Origin of the sequence: Idiomarina loihiensis L2TR (assembly GCF_000008465.1) — a bacterium.
Lineage (GTDB): Bacteria > Pseudomonadota > Gammaproteobacteria > Enterobacterales > Alteromonadaceae > Idiomarina > Idiomarina loihiensis.
The window spans coordinates 1,318,915-1,337,374 of sequence record NC_006512.1 but is presented as its reverse complement, the minus strand read 5'-3'; the positions used below and the strand labels follow the sequence as shown (position 1 = coordinate 1,337,374).

The following is an 18,460-nucleotide window of genomic DNA, read 5'->3' as shown; positions in this document are numbered from 1 at the left end:
AGGGGATGGTATGAAACGATTATTGCTACTAATAAGCGTGCCTTTATTCGTTCTGGGGTGTACCCCAACGGTACAGGTCGCAGCACCTAAAGAGCCTATTACTATTAACTTGAACGTTAAAATAAAGCATGAAATTTACGTTAAAGTTGATAAAGCGCTCGACGACGTAATTTCTGAATCCAGTGGCTTATTTTAACGACAAAGGAATGCAATGATGAAATATTTACTAACCGCAGTTTTAATTGCTTTTATTGGCTTATCAAGCCCGCTGGCACAAGCTCAGCAGCTAAACTTAGAGCAGTCAATGGCACAGTTAAGTGACGCCAAAGAGCAGGGTCTGGTGGGTGAAAAACCCGACGGTTACCTGGGAGTCGTAAAGTCCACCGAAACAGCCGAACAAATCGTTAAACACATTAACGAAGCTCGCCGTCAGGAATACACGCGCATAGCCAACAACAATGACATTGCTGTTGCCGATGTCGAGCTGTTAGCCGGCAAACGCGCCATTGAACGCACCAAGTCAGGTCACTATGTAAAAATTGACGGAGAATGGAAGCAGAAGCCTTAACTGGCTTCTGCAAAGGATTGCGGTGCATGAGCAAGAAGCTATTTTCAGTCATATCTTTTAGAAGGAACTAATTAATGAAAACCTCCTTAGTGTTTTTGGCTTTGGCACCTTTTTCTTTTGCGTTTTCAACATCAGCCGTTGCTCAAATCACTTGTGACAATGTTTCTCATTTCCATAAAGCAAAAGCCGACTTCGACAACGCCTCGTCCTCCGGAGAGTTATTGGATGCGTTCATGCAGCTCGATCGCTATCGGCCTAATTTAGACAGCAGTGAATATGAGCAACTTGATCAGCATCAGAAAAAGTGTCATGACGATATCCAAGAGTCCTACAGTAAATTGCTTAGCGCATTTAAGGAGCGTTCAGCGGCTTTAGAAGAGGAAGAATCAGAAAAGACGGTTAAAGAGACTCAGCAAGAAAAAGAAATACGGAGTGAACAAGAACAACAACTGGCAGAATCAATCAGTCAGAGCCCAGCAGTTCAACAAGCTACCAAGTTTCTAGAATCTGGTTCAGGCAGCCCTATGCCTATAAACCAAGACGTTATTCTGGATTATCTTCAAATTAGCCAAAACAAGTCATCAAGTTTTTCTCGTGCTCAGCTTGAAGATGCGATTTTTATAACGGAACAAAAAGAGGTAGTTAATACATACTTGGTAAAACCGCTGGAGGACATGGGTTATAACTTCGATGACACAATAAAATATGCAGCGTTAAAGTTACTAACGAAAGATTATAATACCCAGGAATTTATTCCTCTGTCGAGTCTCTCAATCCACCCCATGCAGATTAGAGAAGCGTTACTCTCTTTTGGATTCATTTCCGAAAACACCTACGATTTGCTTAACCTGCTTTATGAATCTCAGAACTAACTTTTAGGGGTAAGCGGATTAAATGGTTGATCTTACCTTTGCATGAGAGTGAGACAGACCGGCATCTCATCGGATTATCTGGTTGATGCTTCACCTACTGCTGGTGCATGTTTCCTTCGCTAATTCCAGCAAGAACCCCACACGCCTCAACTTCCCGGTCATCGTTGCAACTCGCTCTCAGTGAAACGAGTTGTTTCTCAAGCGCTTGCAGAGCGGTTATCTGCGACCGCACATGAGAGATGTGATCATCGAGCAAGGCGTTGACGGCGGTACAAGGCTGATGAGGGTCGTCCTGATAGCTCTGTAGTTCGTGAATCTCAGCCAGTGACAGGCCCAGGATTCTGCAGCGACGGATGAAGGCCAGCCCCTCACCATGCTTCTCGGTATAGACACGGTAACCGTTGTCCTGCCGATCAGGCGGCGGCAACAAGCCCTGCTGTTCATAGAAGCGGATCGTCTGTGTTTCGACCCCTACCAACTGCGCCAACTGACCAATGCGCATCAGCCTCCTCCCCAACGGATTCTTTACTCTATTGACCTTATAGTAGCTTTATAGTTTAAAATGGTACCACAACATTGTTCAAGTGGAGTCGTATCATGAGCAAATCCTGTGGTGGCGCCTGTGGCGGTGATGCAACGTCCGCAGCGGATACCGATATACAGGCCTCCTCCGAGGCGCCAGGGAGATGGGTCAGTGTTTATGCCGTGCCGAAGATGGACTGTCCATCAGAAGAACGAATGATTCGCCTAGCCCTGAACGGCTTTGAGGAGATTCGGGCGCTGTCCTTCGACTTGTCGAACCGCCGGCTGAAGGTCGTGCATGACGGCGAGGTCGAGCCCGTCACCTCGAAACTGAAGACCTTGGGGCTAGGCGCCTCGCTTCAGGAAACCGTCGCTGCAAATCCGGAGACCACCAAGGCCGCCGAGTTTTCGGCAGCTTCTGCTAAGCAAGAATCCGGGACCCTGCGCTGGTTGCTCGGCATCAATGCACTTCTGTTCGTGGTGGAAATGACTGCCGGTCTGATCGCCCAGTCCACCGGCCTGATTGGAGAATCCCTGGACAATTTTGCCGATGCGGCGGTGTACGGGCTTGCCCTTTATGCGGTTGGACATAGCGTGAAAATGCAGGTACGTGCCGCGCATCTTGCTGGTGTACTGCAACTGATCTTGGCTGTGGGCGTGCTCGTAGAGGTGGTGAGACGCTTTGTATTCGGTAGTGAGCCTGAATCGCTGGTGATGATGGCTATCGCATTCGTCGCATTGATTGCCAATACCAGTTGTCTGCTGCTCATATCCAAACATCGGGAAGGCGGGGCGCACATGAAGGCAAGCTGGATATTCTCGGCCAACGACGTGGTGATCAACCTGGGGGTCATCACCGCCGGCGCCCTGGTCGCGTGGACCGGTTCCAATTATCCGGATCTGATTATCGGCACCATCGCGGGGGGCATTGTACTTAACGGTGCCAGACGCATTTTGGCGTTGAAGGGTTAAATAATGCTCATTATTGGCAAAAAGCTCTCGCCGTATGCCCTATTGTCCATATCGGGCCTGCTGGCAGCGTCTGATCAGGCTGTAAAGTGGCTGGTGCAGCAATCAATGGCCTATGGCGAGTATGTTTCGGTGACCCCGTTCTTTAACTGGGTGCACCTATGGAACACCGGTGCCGCATTCAGTCTTTTTGCGAATGGTGGAGGCTGGCAGCGCTACTTTTTTATCGGGATCGCGGTGGCGGTCTCGATTTTTCTGATCAAGCTGATCCTTGAAAATCGTCATAAAGGAGAAGCCATCGCTTACAGTCTTATCCTCGGTGGCGCCATGGGCAACCTGATTGACCGGGTCTTTCGTGGCTATGTTGTGGATTCCTTTGATTTCTATTGGCGAGACTGGCATTGGCCGGCCTTCAACCTGGCTGATATTGCAATTGTCCTCGGTGCCTTACTTTTCGTTTCCGGCAGCTTTTTGGGTAAAAAAACAAACACCAATGCCGAGTCGGATGGATCTGACTGACACCTTCGCCTATACAACACCATGACCGAACTTCCCGACAACATTCTTCACATGCCGCAATACCAAGTACTGGGCTGCAAATCAACCGACGACGAAATGCACTTCCAGGTGGACGCGCCCGATCCCGTCGCTTGCGAGGAATGCGGCGTGCAGGGTGAGTTCGTGCGGTTCGGCAAGCGTGATGTTCCCTATCGTGATCTGCCCATCCACGGCAAGCGGGTCACTCTCTGGGTGGTCCGCCGCCGATACACCTGCCGGGCCTGCAAGACAACATTCAGGCCCCAGCTACCGGAGATGGTGGACGGATTCCGTATGACACTGCGGCTGCATGAGTACGTGGACAAGGAATCCTTCAACCACCCCTACACCTTTGTGGCGGCACAGACCGGCCTGGACGAGAAGACGGTGCGCGACATCTTCAACGCCCGCGCCGAGTTCCTGGGGCGCTGGCACCGCTTCGAGACGCCCCGCATCCTGGGCATTGACGAGCTATACCTGAACAAGCGCTACCGCTGCATTCTGACCAACATTGAGGAGCGAACCCTGCTCGACCTGCTGGCCACCCGCCGCCAGGACGTGGTGACCAACTACCTGATGAAGCTGAAAGACCGGCAGAAGGTCGAGATCGTCAGCATGGACATGTGGAACCCCTACCGGGCAGCGGTCAAGGCTGTGCTGCCCCAGGCCCGTATCGTGGTCGATAAGTTCCATGTGGTGCGCATGGCCAACGATGCCCTAGAGAGAGTGCGCAAGGGCCTCAGAAAGGAGCTGAAACCGTCCCAGAGCCGGACTCTCAAGGGAGACCGGAAAATCCTGCTGAAACGCGCTCACGAAGTCTCAGACCGGGAGCGCCTCATCATGGAGACCTGGACAGGCGCGTTCCCGCAACTGCTGGCCGCCTACGAGCACAAGGAGCGCTTCTACGGCATCTGGGACGCCACCACACGGCTCCAGGCAGAAGCCGCCCTGGACGAGTGGATAGCCACCATCCCGAAGGGCCAAAAGGAAGTCTGGAGCGATCTGGTCAGGGCAGTGGGAAACTGGCGCGAAGAGACCATGACCTACTTCGAGACGGACATGCCCGTCACCAACGCTTACACGGAGTCCATCAACCGACTGGCCAAGGACAAGAACCGTGAAGGGCGCGGTTACTCCTTCGAGGTGATGCGGGCACGAATGCTCTACACCACGAAGCACAAGAAGAAGGCACCGACTGCGAAGGTCTCTCCTTTCTACAAGAAAACCATCGGTTACGGACTGCCGGACTTCGCAGAGGAACTCAACTACGGAGTCGATCTATCAACCATCTGAGGGTGGTATCAGATTGATGGGGTGAAGGTGCCCCATCAACCATTAAATCCGTATACCCATAAATTCGTGCTTCTGATCAGAGATGAAAAGCTATACTTGTTGCTTTGGTTAAAGTGAATTAGCTATTTATCAACATTTTTCCATGGGCCGAACGCTATAAAGTAAAGAAGAATGATATTTGCGATAGGGATAACAATCAGAAGACCCAATGGACCAGGGTAGCCAACTCGTTGGCAGATACGCCATGCGGGAACAATAAAAATAGCTCCCACAATCAGCATCCATAGAAAGCCCATACCTGCGAACATTTCGTGATTCATCATTATCTGCTCCTTATTTGACATGCGTTAAAATGACGTTAGACTGTAGTTTATTAAATTGCAAAAAGCAGGGTGCTCGTGCTAATTCGAATTCTGTTATTAATGACAGTGCTATTGGTGTCGATGTCGTTTTCGCAAACGGCAGAAGCTCACGCATGTCATGATAACAGCCAAATGCAGCACAGCATGATGTACGAAGCCGACACAAACGATTGCGAGCATGAGACGCAAAAGCACAACTCGTGCTGTGCTGACATGACCATTCGGCATTGCTCCGGCGGCTCGGTTTTATTTGTCGGACAGTCTTCTTCGGTTAATGCCGCTGCAGTTAACCTCTCTGCCAAAGTCGATGCGCCCGTTGACACCTCCATTCGTGCTAAACACGCGTCTAATTTATTCCGTCCCCCAATAATTACCGCTTAATAAGTTACTAGCGGTAATTGAAATTTAACACACGCTCGGCGTGCTCCCTTAAAACTTATTAATCGGTGAATAATTATGTCTATCAAACGCAATATCGCTGTTTTGGCGATGCTGTTTTCCGTGTCTGTATCTGCAACCGATGTAGAAGAGCAGCAACTAACCGTTCTAAAAGATCCCAACTGCGGTTGCTGTGAAAAGTGGTTACAAGCTTTACCGGATAGCTTTAGTGTGTCCGTACAACATCCGAACAACCTGACCCAACGAAAACGTGACTCCGGTATTAGTGCCGAGGTCCAATCCTGTCATACCGCTATTTCTAGTAATGGCTATGTCTTTGAGGGGCACGTTCCTCCTACATTGGTTTCTCATTATTTAGCTGGGAAAAAGTCAGAAAATGGCATTGGATTAACTGTTCCTGGCATGCCGGTAGGGTCTGTTGGTATGGAAATGGGTACTCGGTTTCAACCGTATACGGTCTATGAAATCAAAAAGGACGGTTCAATTACACCTTATCAGCAGATAGCAAGTTTAGAGCAGCAGCAAGCACTCTCAAATGAAGGGCTTTAGCTATGGGATTTGGCGGCATGAGTATGGTTCAGTTAGGAGTTTTACTGGTTATTGTCATTCTTCTTTTTGGTAGCAAAAAGCTACGAACCCTGGGATCCGATCTTGGTAGTGCGATAAAAGGGTTTAAATCATCGATTACTGATGAACCGTCTGATAGGGAAAAGGACATTCAACGTCATCAAAATTTAACCTCAGAAGAGGAGCGTCATCATGAACAATGAGTTTAATAAAGGGCGTCGAAAATTCATTAAATCTGCATTTACTGCGGCGTCTGCTTTAGCAATCGCCAAAGTAGCACCAACTTGGGCTGCTCCTCAGGGACGCAGTTTTAAAGATCAGATCCTGACAAACGATGAGATTGATCTGACCATTGCAAAGTCCCCACTGCTCGTGGGAAATAAAGTAGGAGCACCAATAACCATCAATGGCCAAATGCCGGGCCCTTTGATTCGTTTAAAAGAAGGGCAGCGAGCAAAGCTAAATGTGACTAACCGGTTGTCGGAAGACACGTCAATTCACTGGCACGGAATTATATTGCCGGAGAATATGGATGGCGTGCCTGGCGTATCTTTCGAAGGGATAAAGCCAGGACGAACGTTCAAATACCGCTACGATGTCGAGCAAAACGGAACTTATTGGTATCACAGCCATTCCGGTTTGCAGGAGCAATTGGGACACCTGGGGCCGTTAGTGATTGAACCGAAAGACGGAGACATTGGTGCTGATCGAGAACATACCATTATTCTCAGCGACTGGACATTCGAAGATCCGGATACCGTGTTTCGTAACTTGAAAGTTGCGGAGGGGTACTATAACTATCAAAAACGTACGATATTTGAGACCTTCGAGGACGTGCGACAGCAAGGGTTAGAGAAAACCTGGAAGCAACGAGAAATGTGGGGGCAAATGCGAATGAGCCCCCGTGATATTGCGGATGTGACGGGCAGTACTTATACCTACCTGATGAATGGCCGCGATTCACAGATGAACTGGTCAGCATTGTTTAAGCCTGGTGAAAAAGTACGCCTTCGTATCATTAACGGTTCAGCAATGAGTTATTTCGATGTGAGGATCCCTGGGTTGGAGATGACGGTAGTGGCCGCTGACGGACAGCCTATTAAACCGGTCTCAATTGATGAGTTTCGGATTGGCGTTGCTGAAGTGTATGACGTCATCGTACAACCCAGAAAAAATCAAGCCTACACTATTTTTGCGGAAAGCTTTGATCGAAGTGGTTATGTCAGAGGCACCTTAACACCGGAGATGGGTTTAGAGGCAGAGGTTCCTGAGCTGCGACCTGCCGTGGAGCGAGGCATGGCCGCTATGGGCATGGGAGCGATGGCGATGTCCGGTGATATGAAAGGCAATAGCATGAATATGAAGCATATGGGCGGCAATAACAGCCATATGACGCATAAAATGACACACAAAAAAGAGCTCCCGGTCGAAAACATTAAAATCAAACACCGTGAGTCCGGACATGGCGCCGGGGCGGCTATGATTGCTACAAACCCGGTAAGCCGTTTGCATGAACCCGGGATTGGATTGGAAGACGTTGATCATAAAGTCTTAGTGTATACCGACTTGGTCGGCGCGCATGAATGGCCGGATACGCGGGAGCCCGAACGACAGATAGAGCTGCACTTAACGGGTCATATGGAGCGTTACATGTGGTCTTTCGACGGGAAGAAGTTTACCGAAGTGGATGGCCCGGTTCAGTTTCATCATGGAGAACGACTGAGGTTGGTGATGGTAAACGATACGATGATGGACCACCCCATACACCTACACGGTATGTGGATGGAACTTGAAAACGGACAGTATCCACGCCCACGCAAACATACGATTAGCCTGAAGCCGAGCGAAAAAGTGTCGTTATTGATAACGGCAGACGCGCCGGGTAGTTGGGCGTTCCACTGTCACCTGTTGTATCACATGAAAGCGGGTATGTTCCGTGTGGTCAATGTCGCATAAGGAGGACAATTATGTACGGTAAATCATTATTAGTGGGTGCGGCGTTGTTGCCAGGTTTAGCAGTCGCCGGACATGCGAAAGAGGACTGGCCTGAACCCGTCAAAGAATATAACACCGGGCAAGTACTGTTCGATCGGTTGGAGTTAACGCGAACCAACGAGGAAGAGAACCTAGCCGTCTGGGACATGATTGCTTGGTATGGCGGTGACTATCACCGAGCTGTTTTCAAGAGTGAAGGGGAGAATGTTCAAGACGACGGTGAGCCCACTGACTTAGAAAGAGCCGAACTGCTGTATGGATACTTGGTGTCTCCGTTTTGGTCGTTTCAGGCCGGTATTGGTACGCGAGGTACCTTATCGTCGGACGCGTCTATGGAAAATTATGCTGTCGTGAGTTTTATGGGGTTGGCGCCCTATTGGTTCGAAATGGATAACTCGCTGATGGTGAATGAAGAAGGCGACGTCCAATTTGTTAGCGAAACTGAGTACGAGTGGCAGTTAACACAAACCTCGTACTTACAACCTCGCATTGAGTTAACAGCCAACCTGACAGATTCAGACAAATATGAACGGCAAAGTGGCTTGAGCAACTTGCGTGTGGGGTTGCGTTATCGTCACGAAATCAGTCGTGAGTTTGCACCCTACATTGGTGTTTATTGGAACGGCGCGTTAGGCAACACGGCAGATGAAATGAAACGAATGGGTAAGGACACCACAGAAACAGGCGTGGTCCTTGGGGCCAGAGTTTGGTTTTAATTGATAATAAACAAAGAGGAAACAACATGAAAAACATACTTAAGTTAGCCTTCGGTACCACGTTATTTTTTAGTGCATGGGCTAGCGCTCACGTCGGCCTAACATCCAGTAGCCCGGAGGACGGTGCGACTTTGTCCGAGTCACCAACGGAAATTACGATGAATTTTTCCGGTGATGTTCGTCTGGCTAAAATTATGCTGCACTCAGATGACGGTAAAATGCATCCGCTGGACTTTTCGATGAGCATGACTCCCAAAGCAGCGTACGAAATTGCTGTTAAAAACAATTTGGCGTCAGGTGGTTACACGGTTTATTGGACGGCAATGGGTGGGGACAGTCATAAAATATCGGGTGATTTTAGCTTTGAGGTGAAATGATGACCCTTTGGAGTGTGGCCAGCGTTTTAACGTTGGCCTTTATATTCTGGCTTAACGCGGTGATGACCGCCTCGCCTTATATCGTTTATTTGTCCGGTTTAAAAAAGCAGTCTGAACGAAAGAATAGGCTTGTTGCGTTGCTTCTATTACTGGCAAGCCTTCTGTATTTTTTTCTGAAAGTCGGTAGTTTTGCTGCTGAAGGCTTTGCCGGCATGATTGACACGACCTACATGCAGTTTATATGGACCGGCCCTGTTGGGTTGTTCATCCAACTTCAGATAGCGGTTGCTATTGCTTGGATTGTTTACTCTGTTGTTAAGCTAAAACGTATAAAGTGGGTGCTATATGTTGTCGCCATTGGACTCATGGGATGGAGCTTTTTAAGTATTGGTCACGGCAGTGACGCCGTCTGGTGGGGAAAGCTAGCGCTTTTAACACACTTGTTAGTCGCTTGGGTTTGGTTCGGCAGTCTTAACTCATTGCGAAAGCTGGCAACGTCGGTACCGCTTGCTAAAGCGAAAGCCATTATGGAGCGTTTTGGTGTGCATATGTCTGCAGCGGTTCCAATACTCCTTATTGCGGGCTTGGTTATGTATCGTAGTGCAACAGGGCGATGGATGCCAGAGCTGCCGCTTACGTCGTATGACACGGTACTACTAGCGAAACTTGTGTTTGTGGCGCTGATTCTCCTTGTTGCCGCATTGCATAAATTAAAGTTCGTACCGCAATTAAATGATAACGCGGCCGCCAAGCGACTCAAAAACTCCATAACGGCGGAAATGGTATTGGCTGTCACTATTTTTATCCTGGCCTCTGCGCTAAGCAGCGCGTTTTCCCCCGGTTAATGTAAGGAATAAGAAGAATGAAATTACTTGTGAGTGTTTTTATGGTTTCGGTAATGTTTATTTCAGCGCCCAGTAGCGCCGAAAAACTATCTGAGCCGACCGCTGTGCTTGATGCATTTCGAACTGCTTTAACTGAAGGTGACACGGAAGTCGTTAGAGATGTGCTTTCCAATGATGTGTTTATCTTTGAAGGTGGTGGTGTTGAACGATCCTTGGCCGAGTACAGTGCTCATCACCTTAAGTCAGATATTAAGTTTAGCCAGGCGGTTCCTTCACAGTTGCTTGAAAGGACAGTACAAGAAGCCGATGGCCTTGCTGTGATCACTTCTCGGTATAGCGTTTCCGGGGAGTATAACGGGCGTGAGGTTGATTTAACGATGAATGAAACCGTAACCGTATCAAATACGACTGAGTCTGGCTGGAAAATTATCCGGATCCATTGGTCCAACTGAGTTCAATCACAGGAGCTGATTATGGCAGAACACAATCATGAACACGGACATCAGGATTATCAGAAAAGCAGCCTGAGTCTTTGGGGGGCGGTGTCGCTGGGGACTGGTGTGATGATTGGCGCTGGTATTTTTGCACTGACCGGACAAGTTGCTCAGCTGGCAAGAGAGTGGTTTGTCCTGGCGTTTGTGTGCGGCGGTATCATTGCCGGCTTTAGCGCTTACTCTTACGTTAAGTTGGCGAAAGCCTATCCGTCAGCGGGCGGTATTGCGATGTTCCTCAGTAAAGCTTATGGAAAAGGAAGTGTGACGGCGATATTCGCACTCTTGATGTACTTTTCTATGGTGATTAATGAAAGTTTAGTCGCTCGGACATTTGCGTCTTATACCAGCCAGTTAATTTCTTTTGAAGCGCAGTGGCTTATCCCTTTGTTGGCGGTGGGTTTGCTGGTCTTTGCGTTTTTTATCAATATTTTGAGTAATCAGTTTATTCAAACGTTCTCGTTTTTTATGGCCTTTGTTAAGACTTTAGGGTTGGTCATTTTAGCGGCTGGTGGTTTGTGGGCCTCAGGCATTCAGTTTGAATCGATATCGGCTATTCCAGAAGAAGCTACGGGTGGCGGTATTTTAGCGGGTATTGCTTTAAGCATACTTGCGTACAAAGGGTTTACAACAATAACCAATAGTGGCGGTGAAATTGTTGAGCCTAAGAGAAATGTCGGGCGTGCCATTATTATTTCGCTGATTATCTGCGCGTTAATATACGTTCTGGTCACTCTGGCGGTTGGCTCGAGCCTGTCCATAGATGAGATTGTGAAAGCGAAAGACTACGCGCTTTCTGAAGCAGCCAGACCCGTCTATGGCGAGACCGGACTATGGGTGACGGTCGCTTTTGCAATTGTAGCAACGGTATCAGGAGTGATTGCCAGCGCGTTTGCCGTTTCAAGAATGTTAGCCATGTTGACCAATATGAAGCTTGTTCCACACAGTCATTTTGGCATGCCAGGTTCCATTCAGAAGCATACGCTGGTTTACACCATTGTTATGGCTATGATCTTAGCGGCATTCTTCGATTTGAGTCGAATTGCGTCACTGGGCGCTATTTTTTATATCGTGATGGACATTGCGATCCACTGGGGCGTATTACGGCATCTAAGGCAAAAGGTGAATGCCAATATTTACATACTTGTCAGCGCAATCACGCTAGACGTCATCGTTTTAGTCGCTTTTATATGGGTGAAATGGACGAGCGATCCGCTGGTGATTTGGGCGTCTCTTATCGGTATGGCATTGATTGCCGCTGGTGAGATTTTGTTTTTACGTAAAAAGCGTTAAGAAAAAGAGCGCATAGCGCTCTTTTTCTAGTTCATTGTAAAAAACATCCAGACAGCCATAGCGACCATCATGAGGTTTTCAGTGAGCGAAATGAAGCCTAACGGCACATTACTGGAGCCACCGACACAGGCACATTTTAGCTCGCGTTTGTCGACATAAACGGCTTTAAACACCGATATAGAGCCTACGATGCCGATGAATAATGCGACGGGTATGGATATGACATGGGCGAATTCGGCTGCCATTAACAGACCCGCCAAGCCTTCGGCATAGGGATAAATACGGCCATAAGGCACCCATTTTTTGGCGAGAAGATCGTAATTGAGAAACATGGTAGAGAACTTCTCTACGTCCTGGAGTTTGAGCAAGGCCAGAACCACCATAGAGAAACTGATGAACCACTCGATGGTTTGTACGGTAAATACGCGACCAAAAGACAACCACGACGTGGCTACAGAGAGGAGTGCCGTCATAGTAAATAATGCAATAACGGGTCGGTAACTGGTTGCGTCAGGGTCAGGAAGAGGCTTTCCAAGAAAGGCTCGAACCTCCTCGTACCCACCGATACGTTTATCACCAATAAACACTTGTGGAGTGGTATCGACGTCGTGCTTTTTCTTGAATTTGTCGGTTTCTTCTCGGCTTTCCAACAGGTTGTCGTCCACATCGTAACCGTTGGCTTTAAGTAAGTGCCTGGTTTTTAGCCCAAAAGGGCACTGGTGATCAGGCGTTGACATTCTGTAAAGCGTAGCTTTTTGAGTTGACTGACTCATAGCCAAGTTCCTTACGTAAAAGTTATGTATTCATGTACGCATTATAGTCGACAAAAGATTAAAAGCATCAATAATCAGAAGAGGGTAAAAATTCATTAAAAATGAAAAATTATTTTTATTTTGAAAAAAGTGGACAACTTTTTTTATTGCTTTTCTAGCTATCTTGAAGAGCTTATTTTAAAAGATTATTGATACATGAGGATAACTTAAAGTTGAATATACAACCTCTATAAGCTTTGCTATTAAAGGGTTTTTTATACAACTTTAATCGTTTTTAGCTTGACTAAAATCCTAAGGTTTCTATTCTGAAGGTTGTATAAACAACTTAGATGGCAGTACGAAGTCTAATCGGAAAGTAAAATAATTATAATTTAATCGAGGTGACAAAATGCAAAAGTTACTTAAGTCTGCTGTCGCTATAGGCGTATCTGCGGCACTCTTTAATACAACAACCGTTTGGGCTCAGTCAGGGCCTGGTGATACTGAAGCCGAAAACGTTGAGAAAATCACGGTGACCGGTTCGCGAATTCAGCGAATCGAAGCCGAAAGTGCTGCTCCTGTTCAGGTTTTTACGGCGGAAGATATTGAAGTATCGGGAATGACCTCGGTAGAAATGATTTTACAGAGAATGTCAGCCTCCGCTGGTTTTGCTGGCAGTCAGAGCAATGCTTATTGGACAGGTAATGGCTATGGTACCGCTCAAGTTAATTTGCGTGGACTGGGCATTAACCGAACACTTGTGCTTCTGAATGGCCGCCGTGTTGTAAATGGTGGGACCGGTGCTAATAGTTCAGTCGACTTAAATATGATACCTGTCGAAATGATCCAACGTATCGAAGTACTGAAAGACGGCGCTTCAGCGATATACGGTGCGGATGCTGTAGCAGGTGTGGTCAACATCATCACTCGTAAAAGTTATGACGGCTTTACTATAGAAGGGCGCTTGGGCTCGACAGATGACGGTGAGGGCCAAGATCGTAAAGTTAACATGATCTTTGGCGCCAGCAGCGACAAAGGTCGCATAATGGCGACTCTAGGCTACCGGTCTTCCGATGAGGTCAATATGGCTGATCAAGCCGGCTGTGCTTTGAGTGAAATAACACCCGGTCAATTAGATTGTATTGGAAGTTCAAGTACCATTGGAGGCCGTGCAACGATATTAACGGGACCAAATGCAGGTGATAGGATCAACTTCAGCCAAGACGCTGACGGCGATGGGGACTTTTACGAACCGTACAGCTCAGAGAAGCACAATTCTGCATCTTTTCCCTACTTGAACTCGGTCAACCCGATCACTAACTGGAATTTCTCTGTTTTCGGTGATTACCAACTTTCGTCAGATACGACGGCATTTACCGAAGTTTTATACAACAACCGCACGTCAGACCAATTGGCTACGCCCGGAACTATAAGAGGTATTGAGTTTGATGCCAGTCACCCAACAAACCCAACGGGCGAAACAATTCGACTTGAGGGCCGTCGCTTACTAGAAGGCGGAACAAGAAGCTTTTTCCAAGACGTTAATACGTTCAGAACGGTCGTAGGATTGAGCGGTGTTGTTGGCGCTGGCTGGAATTGGGAAGTTGCTTATAACTATGGCCGTAATACAGCCATTGACGGTATGACCAATATCGTCAATATGCAGCGTTTATCTGCAGGTTTAGACCCAAGCACTTGCGGATCCAATGGTACTCCCTGTATTGACTTGTTGGGTTACGGAGACCTATCTCAAGATGCTTTGGACTACATTATGTTTCGGACGACTGATAATGGTGGTAATGAGCAGCGTTCATTAACAGCAAATATTTCCGGCGATCTATTCGAAATGCCGTCTGGGTGGGTTCCTGTCGCTTTTGGTGTCGAACACCGAAAAGAAAAAGGATGGCGTAATCCTGACTCGTCAATTGTCGCCGGTATCATGAATACCAATCAGGCTGACCCAATAGAAGGAAGTTATACGGTCGATGAAGTTTATGCTGAAACGTCCTTGCCTTTGTTGGCTGATTTACCATTGGTTCAGTCATTGAATTTGGATTTAGCGTATCGTTACAGTGACTATGACACCTTCGGTAGTGATGGAAATTACAAGGCGAGTGTTCATTGGCGTGTATCGGATGCTTTGAAAGTGCGTGCGACTCAGTCAACAGCTTTTCGTATTCCAAATATACCTGAACTCTTTGGTGGTGTTGCCGAAGGGAACTTGACCACAACGGATCCGTGTGACGGATGGGACCAAACTGGCGCGAACCCGACTGTGGCGGCAAACTGCCAAGCAGATGGCGTTCCTGCAGGGTATCAACAGTTTGGTGCGACGGTGCTTACTACTGTTGGCGGGAATCCCGATTTAAAGCCGGAAGACGCAGATACTTTCACTGCTGGGTTTGTATGGGATATCGGTTCGGCTGACAATTTACAATTGACGGTTGATTATTACGATATTGATATTGAGAATGCTATCCAAAGGATTCCCGGTTCAACGAAGCTGTCTGTCTGCTATAACTCAGAAAATTTATCGCACCCATTTTGCAGTCCAGAGCACTTTACGAGAGACTCTTTAACTGGCGATATTGACTTTTTGTCTGCTCAACCCACCAATGCCGCAACTGAAAATGTATCGGGTATCGATACCGCTTTATTTTATAACACCGAGCTACTGGGTTGGAAAAGTGACTTCAGTTGGAATGTCAGTTACTTAAATGAGTATACATTTGCGCCTTTTGTTGGTGCGGATGAAATTGAGTATGCCGGGTTCATCACCGGAGGCAGAGGAAGTTATACGCATTGGCGTTCAAATGCTTCGGGAACCTTTATGAAGCAGGATTGGCGCATACATTATTCAGTGCAATATATAGGGGCTGCTGACGACATTAATGCCGCTCCAGAAGATATTGGAGCCCGCGCACCGAGCGTCTTTTACCATAATGTTCAAGGCACTTATTTCATAAATTCCGATTTGAGTGTGACGGGTGGCGTTAATAATCTTTTCGACAAAGAGCCGCCTTATATTCAAAGCTGGACGGACGCAAATACTGACACTATGACTTACGACTTATTAGGTCGTCAGTTGTACTTGAAGGTACGTTACAGCTTTTGATTAGTGAACTGGCTGTCGCTTTTCCCTGGGAGCGGCAGCCTTTTTATATGAAATTTGAGGTAGGACGACATGTCGGAAAAAAAACGTTCGAGTCAATGGAGAGTCTGGCACCGCTGGTTATCTTTGGTTTTTGGCTTGCAAATGGTCATTTGGACAATAAGTGGTGCTTACATGGTGTTCTTCGACTTGGATTATATTCACGGAGATCACTTAGTTCAGGATGTTAGTCAGCCTTTACCTGAAGGTACTGAGGTATCAGATTTAGATAAGTTATTAACGCGTTATCCTGAAACTGAAAAAGCCTCACTAGAGGCTCGCAGACTAGATGGTAAGCTACAGCCAGTATACAAGTTAAAAAGTGATAAAGGTGAGTTTTTGGTTAATGCAAAATCGTTAGAGCGCATTGAAATAACTCAGCATCATATTGAAGACTTGGCCAACCGATACTACGCACAAGAGAGTGCAGACATTGAATCCGTTGTTTATATGACGGATAACCCACCAACTGAAATTAGTGAAACTTTGTTGCCAGTATGGCAAGTGAACTACGATGACTTTGGTAATACCAGCCTTTACTTGTCTGAAACAACGGGTGATTTGCTCGTAAAACGACACACTTTCTGGCGTGGTTTCGACATTGTCTGGATGCTACACATAATGGACTACGATGAACGTGTGGATATAGAAACGTGGTGGTTAAAAGCCTTTATTATCGGTACATTTATTTTAATGATAACGGGCATTGTTTTGCTCCTTTATACCATAACGTTTAAAAGAAGACCGATCGGAGGTGCCCAATGATAAGGTTTATACAATGGCTTCATCGTTGGGTGAGTTTAATTTTAGTTATTCAGGTCGCTTTGTGGCTAGTGAGTGGTTTCTTTTTCAGTATAACTGGCCATCATGGAATGTCGGGTCATCAATACATGGTCTCCGAAAACTCTAAGCCGCCGCTTAAAAAATTAGCAACTCAGGTCGACTTTACTGAAATGTACCAAAGGTTTCCATCAGCACATTTAATTGAACTGGTAAGTGTTGCTGGGGTTGGTCAGTATCAAGTGACATTGGCAGATGGAAATGTCCTGTATTTCAACGCTAACACAAACGAAAACTGGTCTACCGGTGAGGCTTTGGCAACCCAATTAGCGCTCAGTAGCTATAATGGTCCGGGTCACGTCGAAGCGGTTGAAAGAGTCATGGGAAGCGATGAAGTGAATGGCTGGGAAGCTTCGGGGTTTCGCATTGATATTAAAGATGATCTTAATACTCGGATATACATCGATGAAGCCTCATCTCAGGTAGTGGAGCATCGCAATACACCATGGACAATAGCTGACTGGGCATTTCGTCTGCATTTTATGGATTACACTGGTGGCCGAAGCTTTAATCATTTATTGATTTGGAGTGCCGGGTTATTCGCTCTTTGGTTTTCGTTATCCGGGCTAATTCTTTTAGGCCGAAATATTACTAACGGTGACTTTAATCCAAATCGGAAAAAAACATGGCTAGAATACTTTCAACAGAAAGGGAAACCAATTGCCAGCAGCTGTGGTGGAGGTGGAACTTGTGGATTATGTAAAGTAACACTACAAGGCAGCGATATACCTAGTCCTAAAGCCGCTGAAAAAGCGTTATTGAGCGCCAATGAATTAGACGCGGGGATGCGGTTATCTTGCCAACACAGAACCTCAACAAATTATGAAGTAAAGTTACATAATGAGGGGGTTAGTGATATAGCTTTAACACTCGATTCAAAGCGTCAACTGACTCCATCCATTATGGAGCTTACCTTTGTGAGTTCAGAGCCCGTTAATTATGAAGCCGGGCAGTTTATGCAGTTTCGTATTCCACACTTAAACGAAATATTGTCACGACATTACTCTGTTGCTACGCGGCCTCACCCGACTCGATTTGTGTTTAACGTACGACAACTGCCCTCGCCAAGTGAAGGGGTGCCCCCAGGCATCGGTTCAAACTACTTGTGTAATTTAGAGCCTGGCGCTCATGTCGATGCTATTGGACCATTTGGTGACTTTCAGCTGACGAAACAAAATAATCACACGCAAGTCTTTATCGGAGGCGGCGCGGGTATTGCACCGTTGAGAGCGTTAATACAAAGTGAGTTAGCAGCAGATTCTCCTCGTCGTTGCATATTCTTTTACGGCGCACGATATGAAAAAGAGCTCTGTTATAGGGATGAGTTCGAAAGAGATGAGCGGTTAAATTATATACCGGTACTTTCAGAGGTTGCTAAATCAGATGAGTGGGCCGGGCACACTGGCTTTGTGCACGAAACCGCAATGAAATGGTTGGCCGGCAAAAACAAAGAAACATTAGATATTTACGTGTGTGGTCCTCCGCCGATGCTAGAAGCAACGTTAAAGTCTCTTGCTGACTTTGGTATTCCGCGAGAACGCATAAAGTTCGATGACTTTGGTATTTAGACTTTAAAATCGCCTAAGTTAGTCGTAAATCTGGGTGGTGATATAGTAGTCGTATCGCCACCTGGATTGACTACCTCGCTATGAGTACCTCTTTTAATTGATTGATCCTTATCAGCAAAAGATATACACTTCAAGCATGTTTTTACAGCAGAACTTCGCATGTATCGTTTAATCATTGCTCTATTGCTATTTGCAGTAACAACAATGTCATTTTCACAAACTATCAGTACGGAAGAGGCCTGTATGCACGATTCTACTGAGCAGGTTTGTGATCTTGCTGATTGCGAAGTGTCGCACTCTCTTACCGATAATTGTTGCTCTGATTCAATGATGCGACATTGTT

General features: G+C 46.9%; 21 protein-coding genes. 18 read left to right on the top strand and 3 right to left on the bottom strand.

The features are described 5' to 3' along the window. Nucleotides 1–10 precede the first annotated feature (10 nt). The 3 genes from IL_RS06405 (at nt 11) to IL_RS06395 (ending at nt 1,440) form a co-directional block, all read left to right on the top strand. Nucleotides 11–196, top strand: coding sequence for a YnbE family lipoprotein (locus IL_RS06405; protein WP_011234492.1), 186 nt, complete (start codon nt 11–13; stop codon nt 194–196). A gap of 15 nt (nt 197–211) precedes the next feature. Continuing rightward, on the top strand, nt 212–568 hold the full coding sequence (locus tag IL_RS06400) for a YdbL family protein (protein ID WP_231378632.1): 357 nt from the start codon (nt 212–214) through the stop codon (nt 566–568). A gap of 74 nt (nt 569–642) precedes the next feature. Continuing rightward, entirely contained in the window at nt 643–1,440 is a 798-nt protein-coding gene (locus tag IL_RS06395) for a hypothetical protein (protein WP_011234490.1), read from the top strand. Nucleotides 1,441–1,534: 94 nt separating this feature from the next. Here the strand turns inward: IL_RS06395 and cadR are convergent, their stop codons facing one another. Continuing rightward, nucleotides 1,535–1,942 (bottom strand): Cd(II)/Pb(II)-responsive transcriptional regulator, encoded by a 408-nt coding sequence (gene cadR, locus IL_RS06390; protein WP_004364961.1) that lies wholly within the window; start codon nt 1,940–1,942, stop codon nt 1,535–1,537. 95 nt (nt 1,943–2,037) lie between these two features. Here cadR and IL_RS06385 point away from each other — a divergent pair, with 95 nt between their 5' ends. The 3 genes from IL_RS06385 to IL_RS06375 are packed head-to-tail and all read left to right on the top strand — an operon-like array spanning nt 2,038 to nt 4,761. After that, on the top strand, nt 2,038–2,934 hold the full coding sequence (locus IL_RS06385) for a cation transporter (protein WP_011233886.1): 897 nt from the start codon (nt 2,038–2,040) through the stop codon (nt 2,932–2,934). A 3-nt stretch (nt 2,935–2,937) separates the two neighbouring features. After that, on the top strand, nt 2,938–3,450 hold the full coding sequence (gene lspA, locus IL_RS06380; protein WP_006956258.1) for a signal peptidase II: 513 nt from the start codon (nt 2,938–2,940) through the stop codon (nt 3,448–3,450). 21 nt (nt 3,451–3,471) lie between these two features. Beyond that, a complete protein-coding gene (locus tag IL_RS06375) occupies nt 3,472–4,761 on the top strand; it encodes an ISL3-like element ISPpu12 family transposase (RefSeq protein ID WP_011234489.1) in 1,290 nt (429 codons plus the stop codon). Between the two features lie 122 nt (nt 4,762–4,883). Here IL_RS06375 and IL_RS06370 read toward each other — a convergent pair whose 3' ends face one another. After that, nucleotides 4,884–5,084 (bottom strand): hypothetical protein, encoded by a 201-nt coding sequence (locus IL_RS06370; protein ID WP_006956255.1) that lies wholly within the window; start codon nt 5,082–5,084, stop codon nt 4,884–4,886. Nucleotides 5,085–5,159: 75 nt separating this feature from the next. Here IL_RS06370 and IL_RS06365 point away from each other — a divergent pair, with 75 nt between their 5' ends. The 9 genes from IL_RS06365 to IL_RS06325 all read left to right on the top strand — a co-directional run bounded on the left by IL_RS06365 (nt 5,160) and on the right by IL_RS06325 (nt 11,806). Next, nucleotides 5,160–5,504 (top strand): hypothetical protein, encoded by a 345-nt coding sequence (locus tag IL_RS06365; protein WP_011234488.1) that lies wholly within the window; start codon nt 5,160–5,162, stop codon nt 5,502–5,504. 75 nt (nt 5,505–5,579) lie between these two features. Continuing rightward, nucleotides 5,580–6,071, top strand: a complete 492-nt coding sequence (locus IL_RS06360) for a DUF411 domain-containing protein (protein WP_011234487.1) — start codon at nt 5,580–5,582, stop codon at nt 6,069–6,071. A 2-nt stretch (nt 6,072–6,073) separates the two neighbouring features. After that, nucleotides 6,074–6,292 (top strand): twin-arginine translocase TatA/TatE family subunit, encoded by a 219-nt coding sequence (tatA, locus tag IL_RS06355; protein WP_011234486.1) that lies wholly within the window; start codon nt 6,074–6,076, stop codon nt 6,290–6,292. Then, nucleotides 6,282–8,045: a copper resistance system multicopper oxidase gene (locus IL_RS06350; RefSeq protein WP_011234485.1), complete on the top strand. Its 1,764-nt coding sequence runs from the start codon at nt 6,282–6,284 to the stop codon at nt 8,043–8,045. Before tatA ends, IL_RS06350 begins: the two co-directional genes overlap by 11 nt. Before the next feature lie 11 nt (nt 8,046–8,056). Then, nucleotides 8,057–8,800, top strand: a complete 744-nt coding sequence (locus tag IL_RS06345) for a copper resistance protein B (protein WP_011234484.1) — start codon at nt 8,057–8,059, stop codon at nt 8,798–8,800. A gap of 26 nt (nt 8,801–8,826) precedes the next feature. Beyond that, the gene (locus IL_RS06340) at nt 8,827–9,177 is read left to right on the top strand and encodes a copper resistance CopC family protein (protein ID WP_011234483.1); all 351 of its coding nucleotides are present in this window, start codon (nt 8,827–8,829) and stop codon (nt 9,175–9,177) included. Next, entirely contained in the window at nt 9,174–10,022 is an 849-nt protein-coding gene (locus tag IL_RS06335) for a copper resistance D family protein (RefSeq protein WP_231378631.1), read from the top strand. The genes IL_RS06340 and IL_RS06335 overlap by 4 nt, the downstream gene beginning before the upstream one ends. Before the next feature lie 17 nt (nt 10,023–10,039). Continuing rightward, entirely contained in the window at nt 10,040–10,474 is a 435-nt protein-coding gene (locus tag IL_RS06330) for a YybH family protein (protein WP_011234481.1), read from the top strand. Between the two features lie 21 nt (nt 10,475–10,495). Then, on the top strand, nt 10,496–11,806 hold the full coding sequence (locus IL_RS06325) for an APC family permease (protein WP_011234480.1): 1,311 nt from the start codon (nt 10,496–10,498) through the stop codon (nt 11,804–11,806). 26 nt (nt 11,807–11,832) lie between these two features. On the opposite strand, the gene IL_RS06320 is transcribed toward IL_RS06325, so the two are convergent. Continuing rightward, complete coding sequence (locus IL_RS06320; RefSeq protein WP_011234479.1) at nt 11,833–12,579, bottom strand: MauE/DoxX family redox-associated membrane protein; 747 nt, start codon at nt 12,577–12,579, stop codon at nt 11,833–11,835. A gap of 388 nt (nt 12,580–12,967) precedes the next feature. Here IL_RS06320 and IL_RS06315 point away from each other — a divergent pair, with 388 nt between their 5' ends. From IL_RS06315 to IL_RS06305, 3 genes are all read left to right on the top strand, one after another. Further along, entirely contained in the window at nt 12,968–15,673 is a 2,706-nt protein-coding gene (locus IL_RS06315) for a TonB-dependent receptor (RefSeq protein WP_011234478.1), read from the top strand. Nucleotides 15,674–15,742: 69 nt separating this feature from the next. Then, complete coding sequence (locus tag IL_RS06310) at nt 15,743–16,474, top strand: PepSY domain-containing protein (RefSeq protein WP_011234477.1); 732 nt, start codon at nt 15,743–15,745, stop codon at nt 16,472–16,474. Further along, the gene (locus IL_RS06305; RefSeq protein WP_011234476.1) at nt 16,471–18,117 is read left to right on the top strand and encodes a 2Fe-2S iron-sulfur cluster-binding protein; all 1,647 of its coding nucleotides are present in this window, start codon (nt 16,471–16,473) and stop codon (nt 18,115–18,117) included. Before IL_RS06310 ends, IL_RS06305 begins: the two co-directional genes overlap by 4 nt. The last annotated feature ends 343 nt before the right edge of the window (nt 18,118–18,460 follow it).

Bases quoted from the DNA above. Each gene is read 5' to 3' on its own strand.
- IL_RS06400 (WP_231378632.1), top strand. From the start codon at position 212: ATGATGAAATATTTACTAACCGCAGTTTTAATTGCTTTTATTGGCTTA.
- IL_RS06310 (WP_011234477.1), top strand. From the start codon at position 15,743: ATGTCGGAAAAAAAACGTTCGAGTCAATGGAGAGTCTGGCACCGCTGG.
- lspA (WP_006956258.1), top strand. From the start codon at position 2,938: ATGCTCATTATTGGCAAAAAGCTCTCGCCGTATGCCCTATTGTCCATA.
- IL_RS06335 (WP_231378631.1), top strand. From the start codon at position 9,174: ATGATGACCCTTTGGAGTGTGGCCAGCGTTTTAACGTTGGCCTTTATA.
- IL_RS06315 (WP_011234478.1), top strand. From the start codon at position 12,968: ATGCAAAAGTTACTTAAGTCTGCTGTCGCTATAGGCGTATCTGCGGCA.
- IL_RS06325 (WP_011234480.1), top strand. From the start codon at position 10,496: ATGGCAGAACACAATCATGAACACGGACATCAGGATTATCAGAAAAGC.
- IL_RS06350 (WP_011234485.1), top strand. From the start codon at position 6,282: ATGAACAATGAGTTTAATAAAGGGCGTCGAAAATTCATTAAATCTGCA.
- tatA (WP_011234486.1), top strand. From the start codon at position 6,074: ATGGGATTTGGCGGCATGAGTATGGTTCAGTTAGGAGTTTTACTGGTT.
- IL_RS06320 (WP_011234479.1), bottom strand. From the start codon at position 12,579: ATGAGTCAGTCAACTCAAAAAGCTACGCTTTACAGAATGTCAACGCCT.
- IL_RS06395 (WP_011234490.1), top strand. From the start codon at position 643: ATGAAAACCTCCTTAGTGTTTTTGGCTTTGGCACCTTTTTCTTTTGCG.
- IL_RS06330 (WP_011234481.1), top strand. From the start codon at position 10,040: ATGAAATTACTTGTGAGTGTTTTTATGGTTTCGGTAATGTTTATTTCA.
- cadR (WP_004364961.1), bottom strand. From the start codon at position 1,942: ATGCGCATTGGTCAGTTGGCGCAGTTGGTAGGGGTCGAAACACAGACG.
- IL_RS06405 (WP_011234492.1), top strand. From the start codon at position 11: ATGAAACGATTATTGCTACTAATAAGCGTGCCTTTATTCGTTCTGGGG.
- IL_RS06370 (WP_006956255.1), bottom strand. From the start codon at position 5,084: ATGATGAATCACGAAATGTTCGCAGGTATGGGCTTTCTATGGATGCTG.
- IL_RS06345 (WP_011234484.1), top strand. From the start codon at position 8,057: ATGTACGGTAAATCATTATTAGTGGGTGCGGCGTTGTTGCCAGGTTTA.
- IL_RS06375 (WP_011234489.1), top strand. From the start codon at position 3,472: ATGACCGAACTTCCCGACAACATTCTTCACATGCCGCAATACCAAGTA.
- IL_RS06360 (WP_011234487.1), top strand. From the start codon at position 5,580: ATGTCTATCAAACGCAATATCGCTGTTTTGGCGATGCTGTTTTCCGTG.
- IL_RS06305 (WP_011234476.1), top strand. From the start codon at position 16,471: ATGATAAGGTTTATACAATGGCTTCATCGTTGGGTGAGTTTAATTTTA.
- IL_RS06385 (WP_011233886.1), top strand. From the start codon at position 2,038: ATGAGCAAATCCTGTGGTGGCGCCTGTGGCGGTGATGCAACGTCCGCA.
- IL_RS06340 (WP_011234483.1), top strand. From the start codon at position 8,827: ATGAAAAACATACTTAAGTTAGCCTTCGGTACCACGTTATTTTTTAGT.